Below are 15,693 nucleotides of genomic sequence, written 5' to 3' on the forward strand. Positions count from 1 at the left end.
TCCCCCTGCTGCGACGCAACGTTACGGCGCCGGCGAAGTCCAATAAAGTGATCCCCGCCGCACACCCGCGGCATCCACACAATGGCCGGCGGGGCCCACAAGGCCCCGACCGAATCGCTAACCCCCGCCGCCCGTCGCTCACGGGACGGATCACCGGAGGAGACACCCATGAGCGATCTCTCGTCCTTCACCCTCGAGGACAAATACACCGCCACGTCCGGCCGGATCTACTTGACCGGCATCCAGGCCCTGGTCCGCCTGCCCATGTTGCAGCGGCTGCGCGACGAGGCCGCCGGGCTCAACACCGCCGGTTTCATCTCCGGCTACCGGGGCAGCCCCCTGGGCGCCCTCGACCTGACCCTGTGGAAGGCCCGCCCCCACCTGGAACGGCACCACGTCGTCTTTCAGCCCGGCATCAACGAGGACCTGGCCGCCACCGCGGTGTGGGGCAGCCAGCAGGTCGGCCTGAGCCCGGGGGCCCGCTACGACGGGGTGTTCGGCATGTGGTACGGCAAGGGGCCCGGGGTGGACCGCTGCGGCGACGTGTTCCGCCACGCCAACGCCGCCGGCAGCTCCCGCTACGGCGGGGTGCTGGTGGTGGCCGGCGACGACCACGCCGCCAAGTCATCGACCCTGCCGCACCAGACCGAACACCTGTTCAAGGCGGTGATGATGCCGGTGCTCTACCCGGCCAACGTCCAGGAGTACCTGGAGCTGGGCCTGCACGGCTGGGCCATGAGCCGCTACTCGGGCTGCTGGGTGGCCTTCAAGGCCCTGGCCGACACGGTGGAGACCTCGGCCTCGGTGAACGTGGACCCGCTCGGCGTGGACATCCGCCTGCCCACCGACTTCGCCCTGCCCGAGGGCGGCCTCAACATCCGCTGGCCCGACCCGCCCCTGCTCCAGGAAGCCCGCCTCACCCAGCAGAAGCTCTACGCCGCCCTGGCCTACGTGCGCGCCAACAAGCTCAACCGGGTGGTGCTCGACTCCCCGGCGCCGCGCCTGGGCATCCTCACGGCCGGCAAGTCCTACCTGGACGTGATGCAAGCTCTCGACGAACTGGGCATCGACGCCGAACTGGCGGCCCAGATCGGCCTGCGCGTGTTCAAGGTGGCCATGGTCTGGCCCCTGGAGTCCGACGGGGTGCGGCGCTTCGCCGAAGGGCTGGAAGAGATTCTGGTGGTGGAAGAAAAGCGCCAGATGCTCGAATACCAGCTCAAGGAGGAGCTGTACAACTGGCGCGAAGACGTGCGCCCGCGCATCGTCGGCAAGTTCGACGAAAAGGGCGAATGGGCCCAGATTCCCAAGGCCAACGGCATCGTGGACCACGGCGAATGGCTGCTGCCGGCGGCCGGCGAGCTGTCGGTGGCGCGCATCGCCCAGGTGATCGCCCAGCGCATCGAGCGCTTCTTCACCTCACCGGTGATCGAGGCGCGGCTGAAGCTGATCGAGGCCAAGCAGAAATCCCTGGAAACTCCCCTGGTGCTGGCCGAGCGCAAGCCCACCTTCTGCTCCGGCTGCCCGCACAACACCTCGACCAAGGTGCCCGAGGGCTCCCGCGCCGTGGCCGGCATCGGCTGCCACTACATGGCCACCTGGATGACCGACCGGCCCACCACCACCTTCACCCACATGGGCGGCGAGGGCGTGCCCTGGGTCGGCCAGGCGCCCTTCACCAACGAGAAGCACATCTTCGCCAACCTGGGCGACGGCACCTACTTCCACTCCGGGATTCTGGCGATCCGCCAGGCGGTGGCAGCCAAGGTGCCGATCACCTACAAGATCCTCTACAACGACGCGGTGGCCATGACCGGCGGCCAGCCCCTCGACGGCACCCTGACCGTGCCCCAGCTGACCCGCCAGCTGGAGGCCGAGGGCATCGCCAAGATGGTCATCGTCACCGACGAGCCGGAGAAGTACGACGGTGTCACCGACCTGGCCACCCCGGGCGGGCAACCGATCCCGGTGCGCCACCGGGACGAGCTGGATGCGATCCAGCGCGAACTGCGCGAGTATCCGGCCCCCTCGATTCTCATCTACGACCAGACCTGCGCCACCGAGAAGCGCCGCCGGCGCAAGCGGGGCAAGATGATCGACCCGCCCAAGCGCGCCTTCATCAACGAGCTGGTGTGCGAAGGTTGCGGCGACTGCTCCCGGGAATCGAACTGCATGGCGGTGGTGCCGGTGGACACCGACTTCGGCCGCAAGCGGGCCATCGACCAGTCCGCCTGCAACAAGGACTTTTCCTGCCTGCGCGGCTTCTGCCCCTCGTTCGTCACCGTGGAAGGCGGCACCTTGAAGAAGGGCCGCGCCGTGGCCGGCACCGAAGCCCCTTTCCCCGAGCCGCCCCAGCCGACGCTGCCGGACACCACCCGGCCCTTCAACCTGCTGGTGACCGGCGTCGGCGGCACCGGGGTGGTGACCCTGGGCGCCCTGATCGGCATCGCCGCCCACCTGGACGGCAAGGGCATCTCGGTGCTCGACATGACCGGGCTGGCGCAAAAGTTCGGCGCCGTCTTCTCCCACATCCGCATCGCCGACCGGCCCGAGGACATCCACGCCACCCGCATCGCCACCGGCGAGGCGGATGCGGTGCTGGGCGGCGACCTGATCGTCACCGCCGGCAGCGAGGCCCTGGCCAAGATGCTCAAGGGCACCACCCGGGTGGTGGCCAACGTGGCCGAGACGCCCACGTCCGACTTCCTGCTCGACCCGGACTGGCAGCCCCCCACGGAAAAGCTCGACCGGCGCCTGGAAGACACGGTGGGCGAGGACAACGTCTGGTTCCTCGACGCCCAGAAGCTGGCCACGGCCCTGATGGGGGACGCCCTATACACCAACATGTTCCTGCTCGGCTACGCCTGGCAGAAGGGCCTGATCCCCCTGACGCTGCCGTCCCTGCGCCGGGCCATCGAGTTGAACGCCACTACGGTGGACAAGAACCTGTCCGCCTTCCTGTGGGGCCGCCGCGCCGCCACCGACCTGGCGGCGGTGCAGCGCATCGCCGAGCCGCCGGAGGTGGTGCACCTGCATCCGTCCCAGTCTCTGGACGACTTGGTGCAAAGCCGCGCCGCCTTCCTCACCGCCTACCAGAACGCCGCCTACGCCGAGCGCTACCGTCGCCTGGTGGAACGGGTGCGCGCCCTCGAAGGGCCCCTGGGCGGCAGCGCCCTGAGCGAGGCGGTGGCCCGCTACTACTTCAAGGTGCTGGCGATCAAGGACGAGTACGAAGTGGCCCGGCTGTACACCGACGGCACCTTCACCGAGCGCCTCCAGGAAGTGTTCGAGGGGGTACCGGGCAAGGACTACCAGGTGCATGCCTACCTGGCTCCGCCCCTGTGGGCCAAGCCCGACCCGATCACCGGCAAGACCCGCAAGCACCGCTACGGCCCGTGGATCTGGCCGGCGCTGCACGTCCTGGCCCGGCTGCGCTTTCTGCGCGGCACCGCCTTCGACGTCTTCGCCCGCAGCGAGGACCGGCGCCAGGAACGGCAGCAGCTGGCCGACTACGAGGCCGACGTGGAACTGATCCTGGAGCGGCTGGCCGGTGCACGGGGCGACGGCGCGGCGGAGGCGCGGGAATCGTCCTGGGAAAGCACCCGAGAAAGCGCCCAGGCCGCGGCTCTGGCCCTGGCGCGCCTGCCGGAAAAAATCCGCGGCTACGGCGCGGTGCGCGCCGCCAGCGCCAGGCCGGTGGCCGAGGAGCGGGTCCGGCTGCGGGCCGCCCTGACGGCGCCGGCCCAGCCCCAATCCCGGACCGGCCGGCCGGTGCCGGTGCGGGTGGTGGCGGCCTGACCCCGCCGCAACGGGCTCCCCGGCCGGCGCCGGGGAGCCCGGGCCCGCATCGTCCGCCGGATTGTCGGGCGAAAGCGTCGGGCGGTGTCGTGACCGGCCCTGCGGATGTGGGATCGCCCATCGGCAGAGCACACCGGGTAGCGCCGCCCGGCTTCCGCCTTCTCCGCCGACGGGGCACGCACGGTCCGCCAAGCGGCCCGGGTACAATCGCCCCCCATGTCCGCCCCTCCCCTGCCCCCCGCCGACGCGCCCGCTACGTCCGACGCCTCTGCGTCGCCTGACGCCCCCGACGCTGTCGAAACTGCCGAAATCGCCGACGGCGCCTCCGCCGAGGCCGCCCCCTACCCGACGCCGCGCCGCCAGCTGGCGCTCCAGGGCGGCGCCATCTTCCTCGTGCTGTGCATCGCCGTGCCCGCCTTCGGCCTGGGGAGCACGCCCTGGCCCTGGGGCGGCATCGCCCTGGCCATTGGCGCCACCGCCTTCGTCCTGGCGGTACTGACCCGCCAGCCCTGGTGGTGGAAAGCCATCCACGCCGTGTTCTTTCCCCTGGCCTGGAGCGTGGCCCACCTGGGCATCGACCCGGGCTGGTTCCTGCTCGCCGCCATCCTGCTGCTGCTCGTCTATCGCGGCGCCCTCACCGGCCAAGTGCCCCTGTTCCTGTCCAACCGGGCGACGGTGCACGCCCTGGCCGAGCGTCTGCCGCAAGGCGCCCGGGTGGTGGACCTGGGAGCCGGCATCGGCAGCGTGGTCTTTCCCCTGGCCCGGCTACGCCCGGACCTGCGCCTGACCGGCATCGAGAACGCGCCCCTGACCTGGTTCGCCGGCCGCCTGCGCCGCACCCTGTCGCCCCGCACCCGGGTGGACTGGCGCTATGGCAGCCTGTGGGATGCCGCCCTAGGCGACTACGACGCGGTGTACGCCTTTCTCTCCCCCGCCCCCATGCCGGCCCTGTGGGACAAGGCGCGGGCGGAGCTGCCCCCGGGCGGGCTCCTGGTATCGAACAGTTTTGCCGTGCCGGACGTGGCCCCGGACGAAGAGATCGTGGTGGCCGACGGCAGCCGGCAGCTGTTCGTGTACCGGGTGGCCCCCGCCTGAGCGGGCCGGCGGCATGCAATAAGAAAAGGGGGCCTCGGCCCCCTTTTTCATTGTGCAGCGACGGTCTGGCCTACAGGCGGATGCCGTAGCGGCTGGCGGTAACCAGGGCCTGGGTGCGGCTGGAGACGCCCAGGGCCTTGAAGATGGCGGTGATGTGAATCTTCACCGTGCCCTCGGAGAGGCCGAGGATCTGGGCGATGTCCCGGTTCGACTTGCCCCGGGCCATCAGGCCGAGGACCTCGGCCTGGCGTTCGGTGAGGCCGTAGTCGGCCGGCGAGGCATCCTTGCCCACCTGGCCGGGGGGCACGTCCACCTGGCCGCGCTGCACCGGCGGGCGGCTGGGGGTGAAGATCTGGCCTTCGAGCACCAGGCGCAGGGCGGCCAGCAGGGCCTCGGAAGAATAGGACTTGGGCACGAAGCCGGAAGCGCCGACCTTGAGCGCCCGGGTGACGGTGTGGGTGTCGTCGTAGGCCGAGACGATCACCACCGGCAGGGCCGGGAAGCGATCGCGGAACATGGTCAGGCAGCTCAGGCCCTCGACCCCGGGCAGGGCCAGGTCGAGCAGCACCAAGTCCAGGTCAGGGTTGGACTCGACCAGGGACATGCCGAGCACGCATTCGCCGGCCTCCAAAACCTTCACTTCGTCGTCGAGCTGGCGCACCACATTGGCCAGTCCTTCACGGACGAGAGCGTGGTCTTCGATGACGAGCAACTTGAGCATGGTTCCCCCGGGACGGCCTATTCATGACGTTCGGCTGGCCGCGATTGTATCACCTCGCACACCCCATGCTCGGCCCCGTAATGGTTGGGTTAATATGACAATTCCCATCACAGAGGAGGCCCGTCATCATGTCAGACCCCATCTCCGCTTCGGATCCCATGGAGTTCATGCGCAACATGTGGGGGCAGCTCGGCTTCTCCCTGCCCGGCATGGTCGCACCGACCCTGGATGTGGACGAACTGGAAAAACGCATCAAGGACCTCAAGGCGGTCGAAGGCTGGCTGCGCATGAACCTGTCGATGCTGCAACTGACCATCCAGGGCCTGGAAATGCAGCACTCCACCCTGGGCGCAGTGCGCGCCATGGGCACCATGGCCAAGGCCAACACACCCCAGTCCACCGGCGAGAACGGCGCCGGCGGCGAGGCCGCCCAGGCCTTCACCGCCGCCGCGACCCAGGCCGCCCTGTGGCCCCTCAACCTGATGAGCCAGATGCAGGCCCAGGTCCAGGACCACCTGGAACAGCACTTCGCCAACGAGCCGGCCCCGGCCGAGCCCGCCGCCGCCAAACCGGCCCAGGCCGCCAGCGCCAAGAAGGCGGCGCCGCGCAAGCCTGCCGCCAAGGCGGGCAGCAAGTCCGGAGGCGGCAAGGCCGGCTGAATCCGCCGCCACGGCGGCACCTGCGCAATGACGAAAGCCCGGGCGTGCCCGGGCTTTTGCTTTGGCGGAACCGATACCCGCCGGCGCCCAGGCCAACGCCTCAGGCCGCTGCCGGGCATGGCACATGACACGGCGGAGGTCGACAACGACGGCGGACGGCGGACGACGGCGTCCGCCGTACTCCCCTCAGCTCCCCGCCAGCCAGCCGGCCCACAGGGGCATGGTGAACATGGAGGCCACGGTGGTGGCGGAAATCAGCCAGGCCACGCTCTGGCCGTCACCGCCCATGCGCATGGCCAAGATGTAGGCCGACGAGGCGGTGGGCAGGGCGGCGAACAGCACCGCCACTTGCAGGTTGAGGCCGTCCAGGCCCAGGGCCCGGCCGAGCAGCAGGGCGGCCACAGGCAGGGCGAACAGTTTGACCGCCACCAGGTAGACGCCGGCGCCGCGCAGGGGCGTGCCGCCGCGAAAGCGCAGCGCCGCCCCCACCGCCATCAGGCCCAGGGCCACTGAGGCGTCCCCCAGGCGGCCGAGGAAGACCTGCAAGGGCTTGGGCGGGACGAAACCCAGCAAGTTGAGGGCCAGGCCGGCCAGGGTGGCCCAGATCAGGGGGTTGCGGGCGATCTCGCGCCACACGTTGGCCTCGGCGTGGCGGGCCAGCATCCACACCGCCACGGTGTTGGCCAGGGGCACGGCGCAGCCGGTGACCAAGGCCATGGTGGCGATGCCCGGGGCGCCGAACAGCAGCCCGGCGCTGGCCAGGGCCACGTAGGTGTTGAAGCGGAAGCTGCACTGGAAGACCGAGGCGAACACCATCGGCGTCGGGCGGAACACCGGCCGCACCAGGGCGCCCAGCACCATCCCCACCCCCATCGCCAGGTAGGCGGTGAGCACCAGGGGCGCGGCGGCCCCCAGGTCCAGGGGGGTCTTCATCACCGCGTTGACCAGCAGGGCGGGGAAGAGGACGTAGTAGACGACCTTTTCCAGGCCGGTCCAGAAGTGGTCGCCCAGGTGCAAGTGGCGGCGCAGGCCGTAGCCGAGCAGGATCAGGGCGAAATCGGGAAGGAGCAGGAGAGCGGCGGACATGGGGCGATTCTACGCAATGCGCGTCCCGGGGACACACCGGCCGATGGACGGAGATCGGCCATGGGCGCGGCGTTCGGCCAGGTCGGCGCACCACGGGGGGCATCCGCCCGGCTGACGGTGCGGGCCTGTGGTGGCGGTGACAAGCGGTGACAAGCGGTGGCAGCCGGTCCGGCGGCCCGGGCCTGTGCTGCCGGACCGGCGGCGCCATGCAGGCGTGGCGCCGCACCGATCCATTAATTTTCTTCAAGTGTCGTGAAGCGCCAGCCGCCGAACTCAGCGACTGGCGCGGACCTTTGATTTCCTCCCGACCGGATACTTGAATATTTTTAATATATCGCCCGGCCGGGCGGGTAATCCGGCACTGAGCGACCGCCAACCTCTGGCGTCCTACCGCCGACCGGCGTCCTAAAGGATGCCCTGGGCCAGCAGGCCGTCCACCTCGTCCATGGCGAAGCCGGCGTCGAGCAGGATGGCCCGGCTGTCCTGGCCCGGGGCCGGCGGTTCCCCTCCGGCGGTCAGGCGCATCCCGTCCATGACGAAGGGGGAGGCGGCGGCGCCGCTGCGCAGCTCGTCCCCGGCCAGCCCCCGGGCCTGGAACTGGGGCAGGTGCAGGGCTTCCTCCGGGGTCAGCACCGGGGTGACGCAGGCGTCCACCGTGGCAAAGCGTTCGGCCCAGTGGGCCAAGGGGCGGCTGGCGATCAGGTCGGCCACCGCGGCGCGCAGGGCGTCGCGCTCGGTCCCGTCCAGATGCTGCTGGCCGGCCCACTCGGGCCGCTCCACGGTGGCGCAGAAGGCCGCCCAGAACTTGGCTTCCAGGGCGCCCACCGCCAGGTGGCGGCCGTCCTGGGTGGCGTAGACGCCGTACCAGGGCAGCCCGCCGGTGAGCATTTCCTCGCCCCGGGGCGCGGCGGCGCCGGCCTCGGCGAGCAGGGGGGTCATGTGGTGGGTGAGCACCACCTCGGCCATGGCCACGTCGAGCATCCGCCCCTGGCCGCTCTGCCGGGCGCCGTAGAGGGCGGCGACGATGGACAGGGCGGCCGGCAGGGCGCCGCCGAGCAGGTCGCCGATTTGCAGGCTGGGAATGGCGGGCTGGACGGCGCCGGTGCTGGCGGTGCGCTCCAACACGCCGCTCACCGCCAGGTAGTTGAGGTCGTGGCCGGCCAGGTCGCGCCAGGGGCCGTCCTGGCCGTAGCCGGTGATGGCGCAATAGACCAGGCGCGGATTGACAGCCTTGAGCGCCTCGTAGCCCAGGCCGAGGCGGTCCATCACTCCGGGGCGGAAGCTTTCCACCAGCACGTCGGCGGATTCGGCCAGGCGGCGCAGCACGGCCTTGCCCAGGGGATGCTTGAGGTCCAGGCGCAGGGCGCGCTTGCCCCGGTTGAGGGCGCGGAAGAAGCGGCTGTCGGCATCGCGCAAGCCAGGAGGCGGCGGGCCCATTTCCCGGGCGTAGTCGCCGGCGCCAGTGTCCTCGATCTTGACGATCTCGGCCCCCAGGTCGGCCAGGTGGCGGGTGGCCAGGGGGCCGGGCAGCAGCCGGGTCAGGTCGAGGACGCGCACACCGTGCAGCGGGGCGGCGGCGGATGATGTGGGGGAGGAAGGGCGGGTCACGGCAGCGACTCCAGGCAGGGCCGGATGAAAAACCCCGGGACCGCAGCGATGACGGGCCCGGGGTTGCGGAAAGGCATGGAAGGGCGGAGCGGGATCAGTCGTACTTGCGGGCGTCCTCGATCACCTTGCCGTCGTTGGGCAAGGCGCCGGGGGCGGCCAGGACGACCTCGCCGCGCAGCTTGGTGATGTCGCGCACGCTGCCCACCAGGGCTTCGGCCAGGCCGTCGGGCCGGCTGTCGACCTCGCAATGCACCACCATGTTGTCCTGCCCCGTGGCGTTGTCCACCACGATGCGGGCGCGGCGCACCTCGGGGTGGCGCTTGACCAGGGCCGCCACCTGGGAGGGATGGACGAACATGCCCTTGATCTTGGTGGTCTGATCGGCGCGGCCCATCCAGCCCTTGATGCGGGTGTTGGTGCGGCCGCAGGGAGAGACGCCGGGCAGCACCGCCGACAGGTCGCCGGTGGCGAAGCGGATCAGCGGGTAGTCCGGGTTGAAGGTGGTCACCACCACCTCGCCCACCTCCCCTTCGGCCACCGGGTCGCCGGTGCCGGGGCGGACGATCTCGACGATGATGTCTTCGTCGATGACCATGCCTTCCATGGCCGGGGTCTCGTAGGCGATCAGCCCCAGGTCGGCGGTGGCGTAGCACTGCAACACCTGCAATCCCCGCTCCTGGAAGCTCTTGCGCACCGCCGGCAGCAGGGCCTCGCCGGACACCAGGGCCGTCTTCAGGCTGGAGATGTCGGCGCCCTGCTCGTCGGCCTTGTCGGCAATGATCTTGAGGAAGGACGGGGTGCCGACGTAGCCGGCCGGGCGCATCAGGGTGATGGCCTCGACCTGCTGGTCGGTCTGCCCCACCCCGGCGGGGAACATCGGACAGCCCAGGCGGGCGATGCCGCCGGCGAAGATGAAGGCCCCCGGGGTGAAGTGAAAGGAAAAGCAGTTGTGCACCAGGTCGCCGGGGCGAAAGCCGGCGGCGTAGAGGGCCCGGGCCATGCGCCAGGGGTCCTGGCCCTTGCCTTCCGGCTCCAGGATCGGCCCGGGGGAGCAATAGACGTGGCGCAGGTTGCCAAGCGGCGTGGCGGCCAGGCCGCCAAAGGGCGGGGCCGCCTTCTGCCGCTCGATCAGGTCGGACTTGTGGATCACCGGCAGGGCGGCCAGGGCCGCCCGGTTGTGGATATCGGCCGGGTCGATGTCGGCCAGGATCTCGGCGAAATAGGGGGCGTGGGCCTTGGCATGGGCCACCTGGCGTGGCAGGCGGTCGAACAGGGAACGCTCCCGCTCGGCGAGGTCGCGGGTTTCGAGAGAGTCGTAGTGGGGCATGGCAGCCTCGCGAAACGAAAGGGTTGGGCCGGTGCTGGTTGGGGGATGCGGGGTCTGGCGACGGCTTTCGCGGCGAACCGGGTCCGCTCCGGCGGCAACAGGGGAGCCACGGGCCGGCCGCTGCCGGACCCGGGGCGCTGCGCCGTGCCGCGGGAGGGGATCAGGAAAGCCAGCGCTTGCGCCGGCGGTAGTGCTTGACGTCGCGGAAGCTCTTGCGCCCGGCGGAGGACAGGCCCAGATAGAACTCCTTGACGTCCTCGTTGCTGCGCAGCTCTTCGGCGGCGCCTTCCATGACGATGCGCCCCGATTCGAGGATGTAGCCGAAGTCGGCGTAGCGCAGGGCCACCATGGTGTTCTGCTCGGCGAGCAGGAAGCTGACGTTTTCCCGGGCGTTGAGGTCCTTCACGATCTCGAAGATCTCCTCGACGATCTGGGGCGCCAGGCCCATGGAGGGCTCATCGAGCAGGATCATTTCCGGGCTGGCCATCAGCGCCCGGCCGATAGCGCACATCTGCTGCTCGCCGCCGGAGGTGTAGCCGGCCTGGGACTTGCGCCGGGTCTTGAGGCGCGGGAAGTAGTGGTAGACCTTCTCCAGGCTCTCGTTGAGCTGGCCCCGGGAAATGGACTGGGTGTAGGCCCCGGTGAGGAGGTTCTCCTCGATGGTCAGGTGGCCGAAGCAGTGGCGCCCTTCCATCACCTGGATGACGCCCTGGCGCACCAGGTCGGAAGGCGTCAGCTGGTCCACCCGGGAGCCCTTGAATTCGACGCTGCCCTTGGTGACGTCGCCCCGTTCGGCGCGCAGCAGGTTGGAGATGGCCTTCAGGGTGGTGGTCTTGCCCGCGCCGTTGGCGCCGAGCAGAGCGACGATCTTGCCCTTGGGCACGGTCAGGGAAACCCCCTTCAACACCAGGATCACGTGGTCGTAGATGACCTCGATGTTGTTGATGCTCAGGTAGTCGGCACCGGGTACTGCGGCAATGTGTGCGGTCATGTGTCGTCCCGTTTCACAGGTGGCGGGGCGGGCGCGGCGCCCGGGGGCGCCGCGCCGCTTTCCTCGCGGCTTACTTTTCCTTGGAGCAGTCGCGCGGGGTGATGCCCTTTTCCTTGGCGTACTGCTTGGCCGAGGCTTCGAACAGCGGGTGGATCAGGGACTTGTTGCCCTCGATCCAGTCGGACACGGGTACCCACTTGGCGCCGTCCCACTGCTGGATCTTCACCTTGCCGGAACCCTCGTGGTTGCTGCAGGAGGTCTTCACCTCGGGCAGCAGGCCGGTGGCGCCCAGGGTCTTGATGCGGGCGTCGGTGACGTTGAGGTTCTCAAGACCCCAGCGCACCTGCTCGCCGCTCATGGACTTGCCCTTGCCGTACTTTTCCTGGGCCTTGTAGATGGCCTCCACCGACACCACGGCGGCGGATACGCCGCGGTTGTAGAGGATGGTGCCGAGCTTGGACTTGTCCTTCAGGTTGCCGTGGCCGCCGGCATAGACCACCTTCTCGATGTCGGCGATGAGGGGCACGCTCTTGCCGGCCACGTTCCAGGTGGCGGACATGTAGCCCTTGGCGGCGTCGCCGGCGGGCACGGTGTCCTCCTCGGAGCCGGCCCACCAGGAGCCGACGATCTTGTCGCGGGGGTAGCCCACCTTCTGGGCGGCCTTCAGGGCGGTCTGGTTCATCACGCCCCAGCCCCAGAAGATCACGTAGTCGGGCTTTTCCTGGCGGATCTTGAGCCACTGGGCGCCCTGCTCGTTGCCCGGGTGGGCCACGGGGATCTGCACCAGGTTGAACTTGTTCAGGCGGCTCTCGGCCTCCAGGGCGACGATCGGCTCCTTGCCGTAGGCGGAGTCGTGGTACAGGAAGACGATCTTCTTGCCGTCCAGGCTGCCCTTTTCCTTGTCCTTGAGGAACTTGACGATGGCCGAAGCCTGCATCTGGTAGGTGGTGATCAGGGGGAAGGCGTAGGGAAAGACCGAGCCGTCCACCGCATCGGTACGGCCGTAACCCATCATCGCCAGGGGCAGCTTGTCCTGGGCGGACTTGTCCACCAGGGCGTAGGAGATGCCGGTGGACATGGTGTGGATCGGACCGGCAGAAACCTTGGCCTTGGACTTGAGGCGCTCGTAGCACTCGACGCCCTTGGCGTTGTTGTACTCGGTTTCGCACTCTTCCCAGGTGATCTTCACCCCGTTGATCCCGCCGTTCTTCATGTTGACGTAGTTCAGGTAGTCGATGAACCCGCCGTAGAAAGCCTCGCCGTTGGCGCCGTAGGGGCCGACGCGGTAGGAGGGGATGGGGAAGAACTGGTCGTCGGCCATAGCAGCGCCGGGAGCAGCAAACACGGCGGCCACGGCAGCGGCGCAGGCAACGGATTTGAATTGCTTGAACATGATGTGTCTCCTCTTCGTTGGTATGGAACTACACGGCGGAGGGGCCGCCCCTTCGATACGGATTCGCTTTCGGCCGGCCAACGCGGCGGTGCGACGCCGGCCGGTTGAAGCGAAGCCGTATCAGTGGGGGAAAGGCCACAGCCGCAGTTTCTCCTTGGCGATCTGCCACAGACGGGCCAGCCCGTGCGGCTCGACGATCAGGAAGAACATGATGAGCGCGCCGAAGATCATCGTCTGGATGTGGGAGATGGACGCCCCATCCACCGGCAGGCTCAGGGTTTCGGACAGGGCCGGCAGCAGCACGTCGAGCAGCACCGGCAGCAGCAGGATGAAGGCTGCGCCGACGAAGCTACCGAGGATGCTGCCCACCCCGCCGATGATGATCATGAACAGGATCTTGAACGACAGCTCCAGGGAGAAGCCGTCCGGCTCCACCGAGCCCAGGTAGCAGAAGGCGTACAGGGCGCCGGCCACGCCACAGTAGAAGGAACTGACGGCGAAGGCGGTGAGCTTGGTGCGCATGATGCGAAAGCCGATCACCTCGGCGGCCACGTCCATGTCGCGCACCGCCATCCAGGAGCGGCCGACGTTGCCGCGCACCAGGTTCTTGGCGGCCAGGGCCAGCACCACGACGATGCCCAGCACCAGCAGGTACTTGTCCTGGGGCGAGTTGAATTCGTGGCCGAAGATGATGATCTTCTGCGCCGAGATCACACCGGAGGAGGAGTTGTTGGACAGCCAGGGGAACTTGGTCAGGCACCAGACGATGAAGAACTGGGCCGCCAGGGTCGCCACCGCCAGGTAGAAGCCCTTGATGCGCAGGGACGGCAAGCCGAACAGGATGCCCACCCCGGCGGCGACGACGCCGCCGAGCAGGAAGGACACCAGGATCGGAATGCCCTCGATGCGCAGCTGGAAGTTGTAGGCGGCGTAGGCGCCCACCGCCATGAAGGCGGCGGAGCCCAGGGACAGCTGGCCGGCGTAGCCGGTCAGGATGTTCAGCCCCAGGGCCGCCAGGGCGAAGATCAGGAAGGGAATGAGGATGGCCGAGAACCAGTATTCGCTGGCGAACATCGGCACCCCGAGGAAGGCCACGGCCAGCAGCACGGCCATGCCGATGCGGTCCTGGCGGATGGGCAGAATCTGCTGGTCGGCCCCGTAGCTCGTCTTGAACTGACCGGCTTCACGATAAAACATGGGTTGTCTCCGTCTTGTTCTGGGGGTCGATCACACGCGGTCGATGTGCTTCTCGCCGAACAGGCCCTCGGGCCGCACCAGCAGGAAGAGCAGGGCCAGCACGTAGGGGAACCAGCCTTCGATGCCGCCGAAGTTGCCGCCGAACATGGCCTGCATCACCGGAGGGATGTACACCTCGGCGAGCTTCTCGCTGGCGCCGATGATCAGGCCGCCGACGATGGCGCCGGGCACCGAGGTGAAGCCGCCCAGGATCAGCACCGGCAGGGCCTTCAGGGCAGTGAAGGTGAGGGCGAACTGGACGCCGTTGCGGGCACCCCAGAGCATCCCCGCCACCAGGGCGACGAAACCGGCCACGCCCCAGACGATGGCCCAGATGCGTTCCAGCGGGATGCCGATGGACAGGGCGGCCTGGTGGTCGTCGGCCACGGCGCGCAGGGCGCGGCCGACCCGGGTGTATTGGAAGAACAGGGCCAGGCCGGTGACCAGCAGGCCGGCGATCAGCGCCGCCACCAGGTCGAAGCGGGAGACCACGATGCCCAGGCTGTCGAGCACGCTCTCGATCGGCTCGTCCACGATGCCGATGTCCAGGCCGCGCACCGAGTGCCCCCACACCAGGGGCGCGAAGCCCTCGACGAAAAAGGTCAGGCCGATGGTGGCCATGAACAGGGAGATGGGCGTCTGGTTGACCATCTTGCGCAGCACGAACTTCTCGGTGGCCATGCCGAACAGCAGCATGATGAAGAAGGCCAGGATCAGGGCCAGCCACAGGGGGGCGCCCTTCTCCATGCAGCCGACCACCGACAGGGCGGCGAAGTACACCATCGCCCCCTGGGCGAAGTTGAACACGCCGGATGCCTTGTAGATCAGCACGAAGCCCAGGGCCACCAGGGAGTACATCACCCCGGAGAGCAGGCCGCCGATGAGGATTTCAAAAAAGAACTGCATGGTGTCCGTCCTCTTTCCTATGTCTCAGTGCTGGGTGCCCAGGTAGGCGGCGATCACCTCGGGATTGTTCTTCACCTCGTCGGGCACGCCGTCGCCGATCTTCTTGCCGTAGTCGAGGACCACCACCCGGTCGGAGATGTCCATCACCACGCCCATGTCGTGCTCGATCAGGACGATGGTGGTGCCGAACTGGTCGTTCACGTCGAGGATGAAACGGCACATGTCCTGTTTCTCTTCCACGTTCATGCCGGCCATGGGCTCGTCGAGGAGCAGCAGGTTGGGCTCGGCGGCCAGGGCCCGGCCCAGTTCGACCCGCTTTTGCAGGCCGTAGGGCAGGCGGCCCACCGGGGTCTTGCGGATGTGCTGGATTTCGAGGAAGTCGATCACCTCTTCCACCTTCTTGCGGTGCTCCAGCTCCTCGTTGCGCGCCCGGCCCCAGAAGAAGGCCTGCTCCACCAGGGTGGCCTTCATCTTCAGGTTGCGCCCGGTCATCAGGTTGTCGAGCACGCTCATGCCCTTGAACAGGGCGATGTTCTGGAAGGTGCGGGCGAAGCCCTGGCCGGCGGCCTCGTAGGGTTCCATCTTGCGACGCTCCTCGCCCCGGTAAATGATCTTGCCCTCCTGGGGGTGGTACACGCCGTTGATGACGTTGAGCATGGAGCTCTTGCCCGCGCCGTTGGGGCCGATGATCGAGCGGATTTCGTGCTCGCGGATGTTGAAGCTGATGTCGGTCAGCGCCTTCACGCCGCCGAAGCGTAGCGAGATGTTCTGCAGGTCAACAATGACCTCGCCGATTTGTCGAGCCACTGTGGTGTCTCCTCCGTGGCGGCGGTAGCGGCCGTCCCCTTTGGGCCGGCCGGTCCGCCGTGATGAACT

The 15,693-nt window shown here is 68.7% G+C and carries 12 protein-coding genes; 3 read left to right on the plus strand and 9 right to left on the minus strand.

Going from position 1 to position 15,693, the window contains the following annotated elements:
• The first annotated feature begins 168 nt into the window (after positions 1-168).
• Both V7Z98_RS09040 and V7Z98_RS09045 read left to right on the plus strand, forming a co-directional pair.
• Positions 169-3,795: an indolepyruvate ferredoxin oxidoreductase family protein gene (locus V7Z98_RS09040; protein WP_334157717.1), complete on the plus strand. Its 3,627-nt coding sequence runs from the start codon at positions 169-171 to the stop codon at positions 3,793-3,795.
• Positions 3,796-4,011: 216 nt separating this feature from the next.
• The gene (locus tag V7Z98_RS09045; RefSeq protein WP_334157718.1) at positions 4,012-4,890 is read left to right on the plus strand and encodes a class I SAM-dependent methyltransferase; all 879 of its coding nucleotides are present in this window, start codon (positions 4,012-4,014) and stop codon (positions 4,888-4,890) included.
• A gap of 70 nt (positions 4,891-4,960) precedes the next feature.
• Here V7Z98_RS09045 and V7Z98_RS09050 read toward each other — a convergent pair whose 3' ends face one another.
• Positions 4,961-5,611, minus strand: coding sequence for a response regulator transcription factor (locus V7Z98_RS09050; protein WP_293263487.1), 651 nt, complete (start codon positions 5,609-5,611; stop codon positions 4,961-4,963).
• A 128-nt stretch (positions 5,612-5,739) separates the two neighbouring features.
• Here V7Z98_RS09050 and V7Z98_RS09055 point away from each other — a divergent pair, with 128 nt between their 5' ends.
• Positions 5,740-6,270: a PhaM family polyhydroxyalkanoate granule multifunctional regulatory protein gene (locus V7Z98_RS09055; RefSeq protein ID WP_293263488.1), complete on the plus strand. Its 531-nt coding sequence runs from the start codon at positions 5,740-5,742 to the stop codon at positions 6,268-6,270.
• Between the two features lie 186 nt (positions 6,271-6,456).
• Here V7Z98_RS09055 and V7Z98_RS09060 read toward each other — a convergent pair whose 3' ends face one another.
• The 8 genes from V7Z98_RS09060 to V7Z98_RS09095 all read right to left on the minus strand — a co-directional run bounded on the left by V7Z98_RS09060 (position 6,457) and on the right by V7Z98_RS09095 (position 15,624).
• Positions 6,457-7,356, minus strand: a complete 900-nt coding sequence (locus tag V7Z98_RS09060) for an AEC family transporter (RefSeq protein ID WP_334157719.1) — start codon at positions 7,354-7,356, stop codon at positions 6,457-6,459.
• Between the two features lie 405 nt (positions 7,357-7,761).
• Positions 7,762-8,964, minus strand: a complete 1,203-nt coding sequence (locus V7Z98_RS09065; RefSeq protein ID WP_334157720.1) for a CaiB/BaiF CoA transferase family protein — start codon at positions 8,962-8,964, stop codon at positions 7,762-7,764.
• A 94-nt stretch (positions 8,965-9,058) separates the two neighbouring features.
• Positions 9,059-10,291 (minus strand): phenylacetate--CoA ligase family protein, encoded by a 1,233-nt coding sequence (locus V7Z98_RS09070; RefSeq protein ID WP_334157721.1) that lies wholly within the window; start codon positions 10,289-10,291, stop codon positions 9,059-9,061.
• A gap of 160 nt (positions 10,292-10,451) precedes the next feature.
• On the minus strand, positions 10,452-11,282 hold the full coding sequence (locus V7Z98_RS09075) for an ABC transporter ATP-binding protein (protein ID WP_293263492.1): 831 nt from the start codon (positions 11,280-11,282) through the stop codon (positions 10,452-10,454).
• A 70-nt stretch (positions 11,283-11,352) separates the two neighbouring features.
• Complete coding sequence (locus V7Z98_RS09080; RefSeq protein ID WP_334157722.1) at positions 11,353-12,675, minus strand: ABC transporter substrate-binding protein; 1,323 nt, start codon at positions 12,673-12,675, stop codon at positions 11,353-11,355.
• 120 nt (positions 12,676-12,795) lie between these two features.
• Positions 12,796-13,872, minus strand: coding sequence for a branched-chain amino acid ABC transporter permease (locus V7Z98_RS09085; RefSeq protein ID WP_334157723.1), 1,077 nt, complete (start codon positions 13,870-13,872; stop codon positions 12,796-12,798).
• A 30-nt stretch (positions 13,873-13,902) separates the two neighbouring features.
• Positions 13,903-14,817 carry a branched-chain amino acid ABC transporter permease gene (locus tag V7Z98_RS09090; RefSeq protein ID WP_293263495.1) on the minus strand — a complete coding sequence of 305 codons (915 nt, stop codon included), beginning with the start codon at positions 14,815-14,817 and terminating at the stop codon, positions 13,903-13,905.
• Positions 14,818-14,841: 24 nt separating this feature from the next.
• Positions 14,842-15,624 carry an ABC transporter ATP-binding protein gene (locus V7Z98_RS09095; RefSeq protein ID WP_293263496.1) on the minus strand — a complete coding sequence of 261 codons (783 nt, stop codon included), beginning with the start codon at positions 15,622-15,624 and terminating at the stop codon, positions 14,842-14,844.
• Between the last annotated feature and the right edge of the window lie 69 nt (positions 15,625-15,693).

Origin of the sequence: Oryzomicrobium sp. (assembly GCF_036820405.1) — a bacterium.
GTDB lineage: Bacteria > Pseudomonadota > Gammaproteobacteria > Burkholderiales > Rhodocyclaceae > Oryzomicrobium.

Bases quoted from the DNA above. Each gene is read 5' to 3' on its own strand.
- V7Z98_RS09040 (WP_334157717.1), top strand. From the start codon at position 169: ATGAGCGATCTCTCGTCCTTCACCCTCGAGGACAAATACACCGCCACG.
- V7Z98_RS09045 (WP_334157718.1), top strand. From the start codon at position 4,012: ATGTCCGCCCCTCCCCTGCCCCCCGCCGACGCGCCCGCTACGTCCGAC.
- V7Z98_RS09050 (WP_293263487.1), bottom strand. From the start codon at position 5,611: ATGCTCAAGTTGCTCGTCATCGAAGACCACGCTCTCGTCCGTGAAGGA.
- V7Z98_RS09055 (WP_293263488.1), top strand. From the start codon at position 5,740: ATGTCAGACCCCATCTCCGCTTCGGATCCCATGGAGTTCATGCGCAAC.
- V7Z98_RS09060 (WP_334157719.1), bottom strand. From the start codon at position 7,356: ATGTCCGCCGCTCTCCTGCTCCTTCCCGATTTCGCCCTGATCCTGCTC.
- V7Z98_RS09070 (WP_334157721.1), bottom strand. From the start codon at position 10,291: ATGCCCCACTACGACTCTCTCGAAACCCGCGACCTCGCCGAGCGGGAG.
- V7Z98_RS09075 (WP_293263492.1), bottom strand. From the start codon at position 11,282: ATGACCGCACACATTGCCGCAGTACCCGGTGCCGACTACCTGAGCATC.
- V7Z98_RS09080 (WP_334157722.1), bottom strand. From the start codon at position 12,675: ATGTTCAAGCAATTCAAATCCGTTGCCTGCGCCGCTGCCGTGGCCGCC.
- V7Z98_RS09085 (WP_334157723.1), bottom strand. From the start codon at position 13,872: ATGTTTTATCGTGAAGCCGGTCAGTTCAAGACGAGCTACGGGGCCGAC.
- V7Z98_RS09090 (WP_293263495.1), bottom strand. From the start codon at position 14,817: ATGCAGTTCTTTTTTGAAATCCTCATCGGCGGCCTGCTCTCCGGGGTG.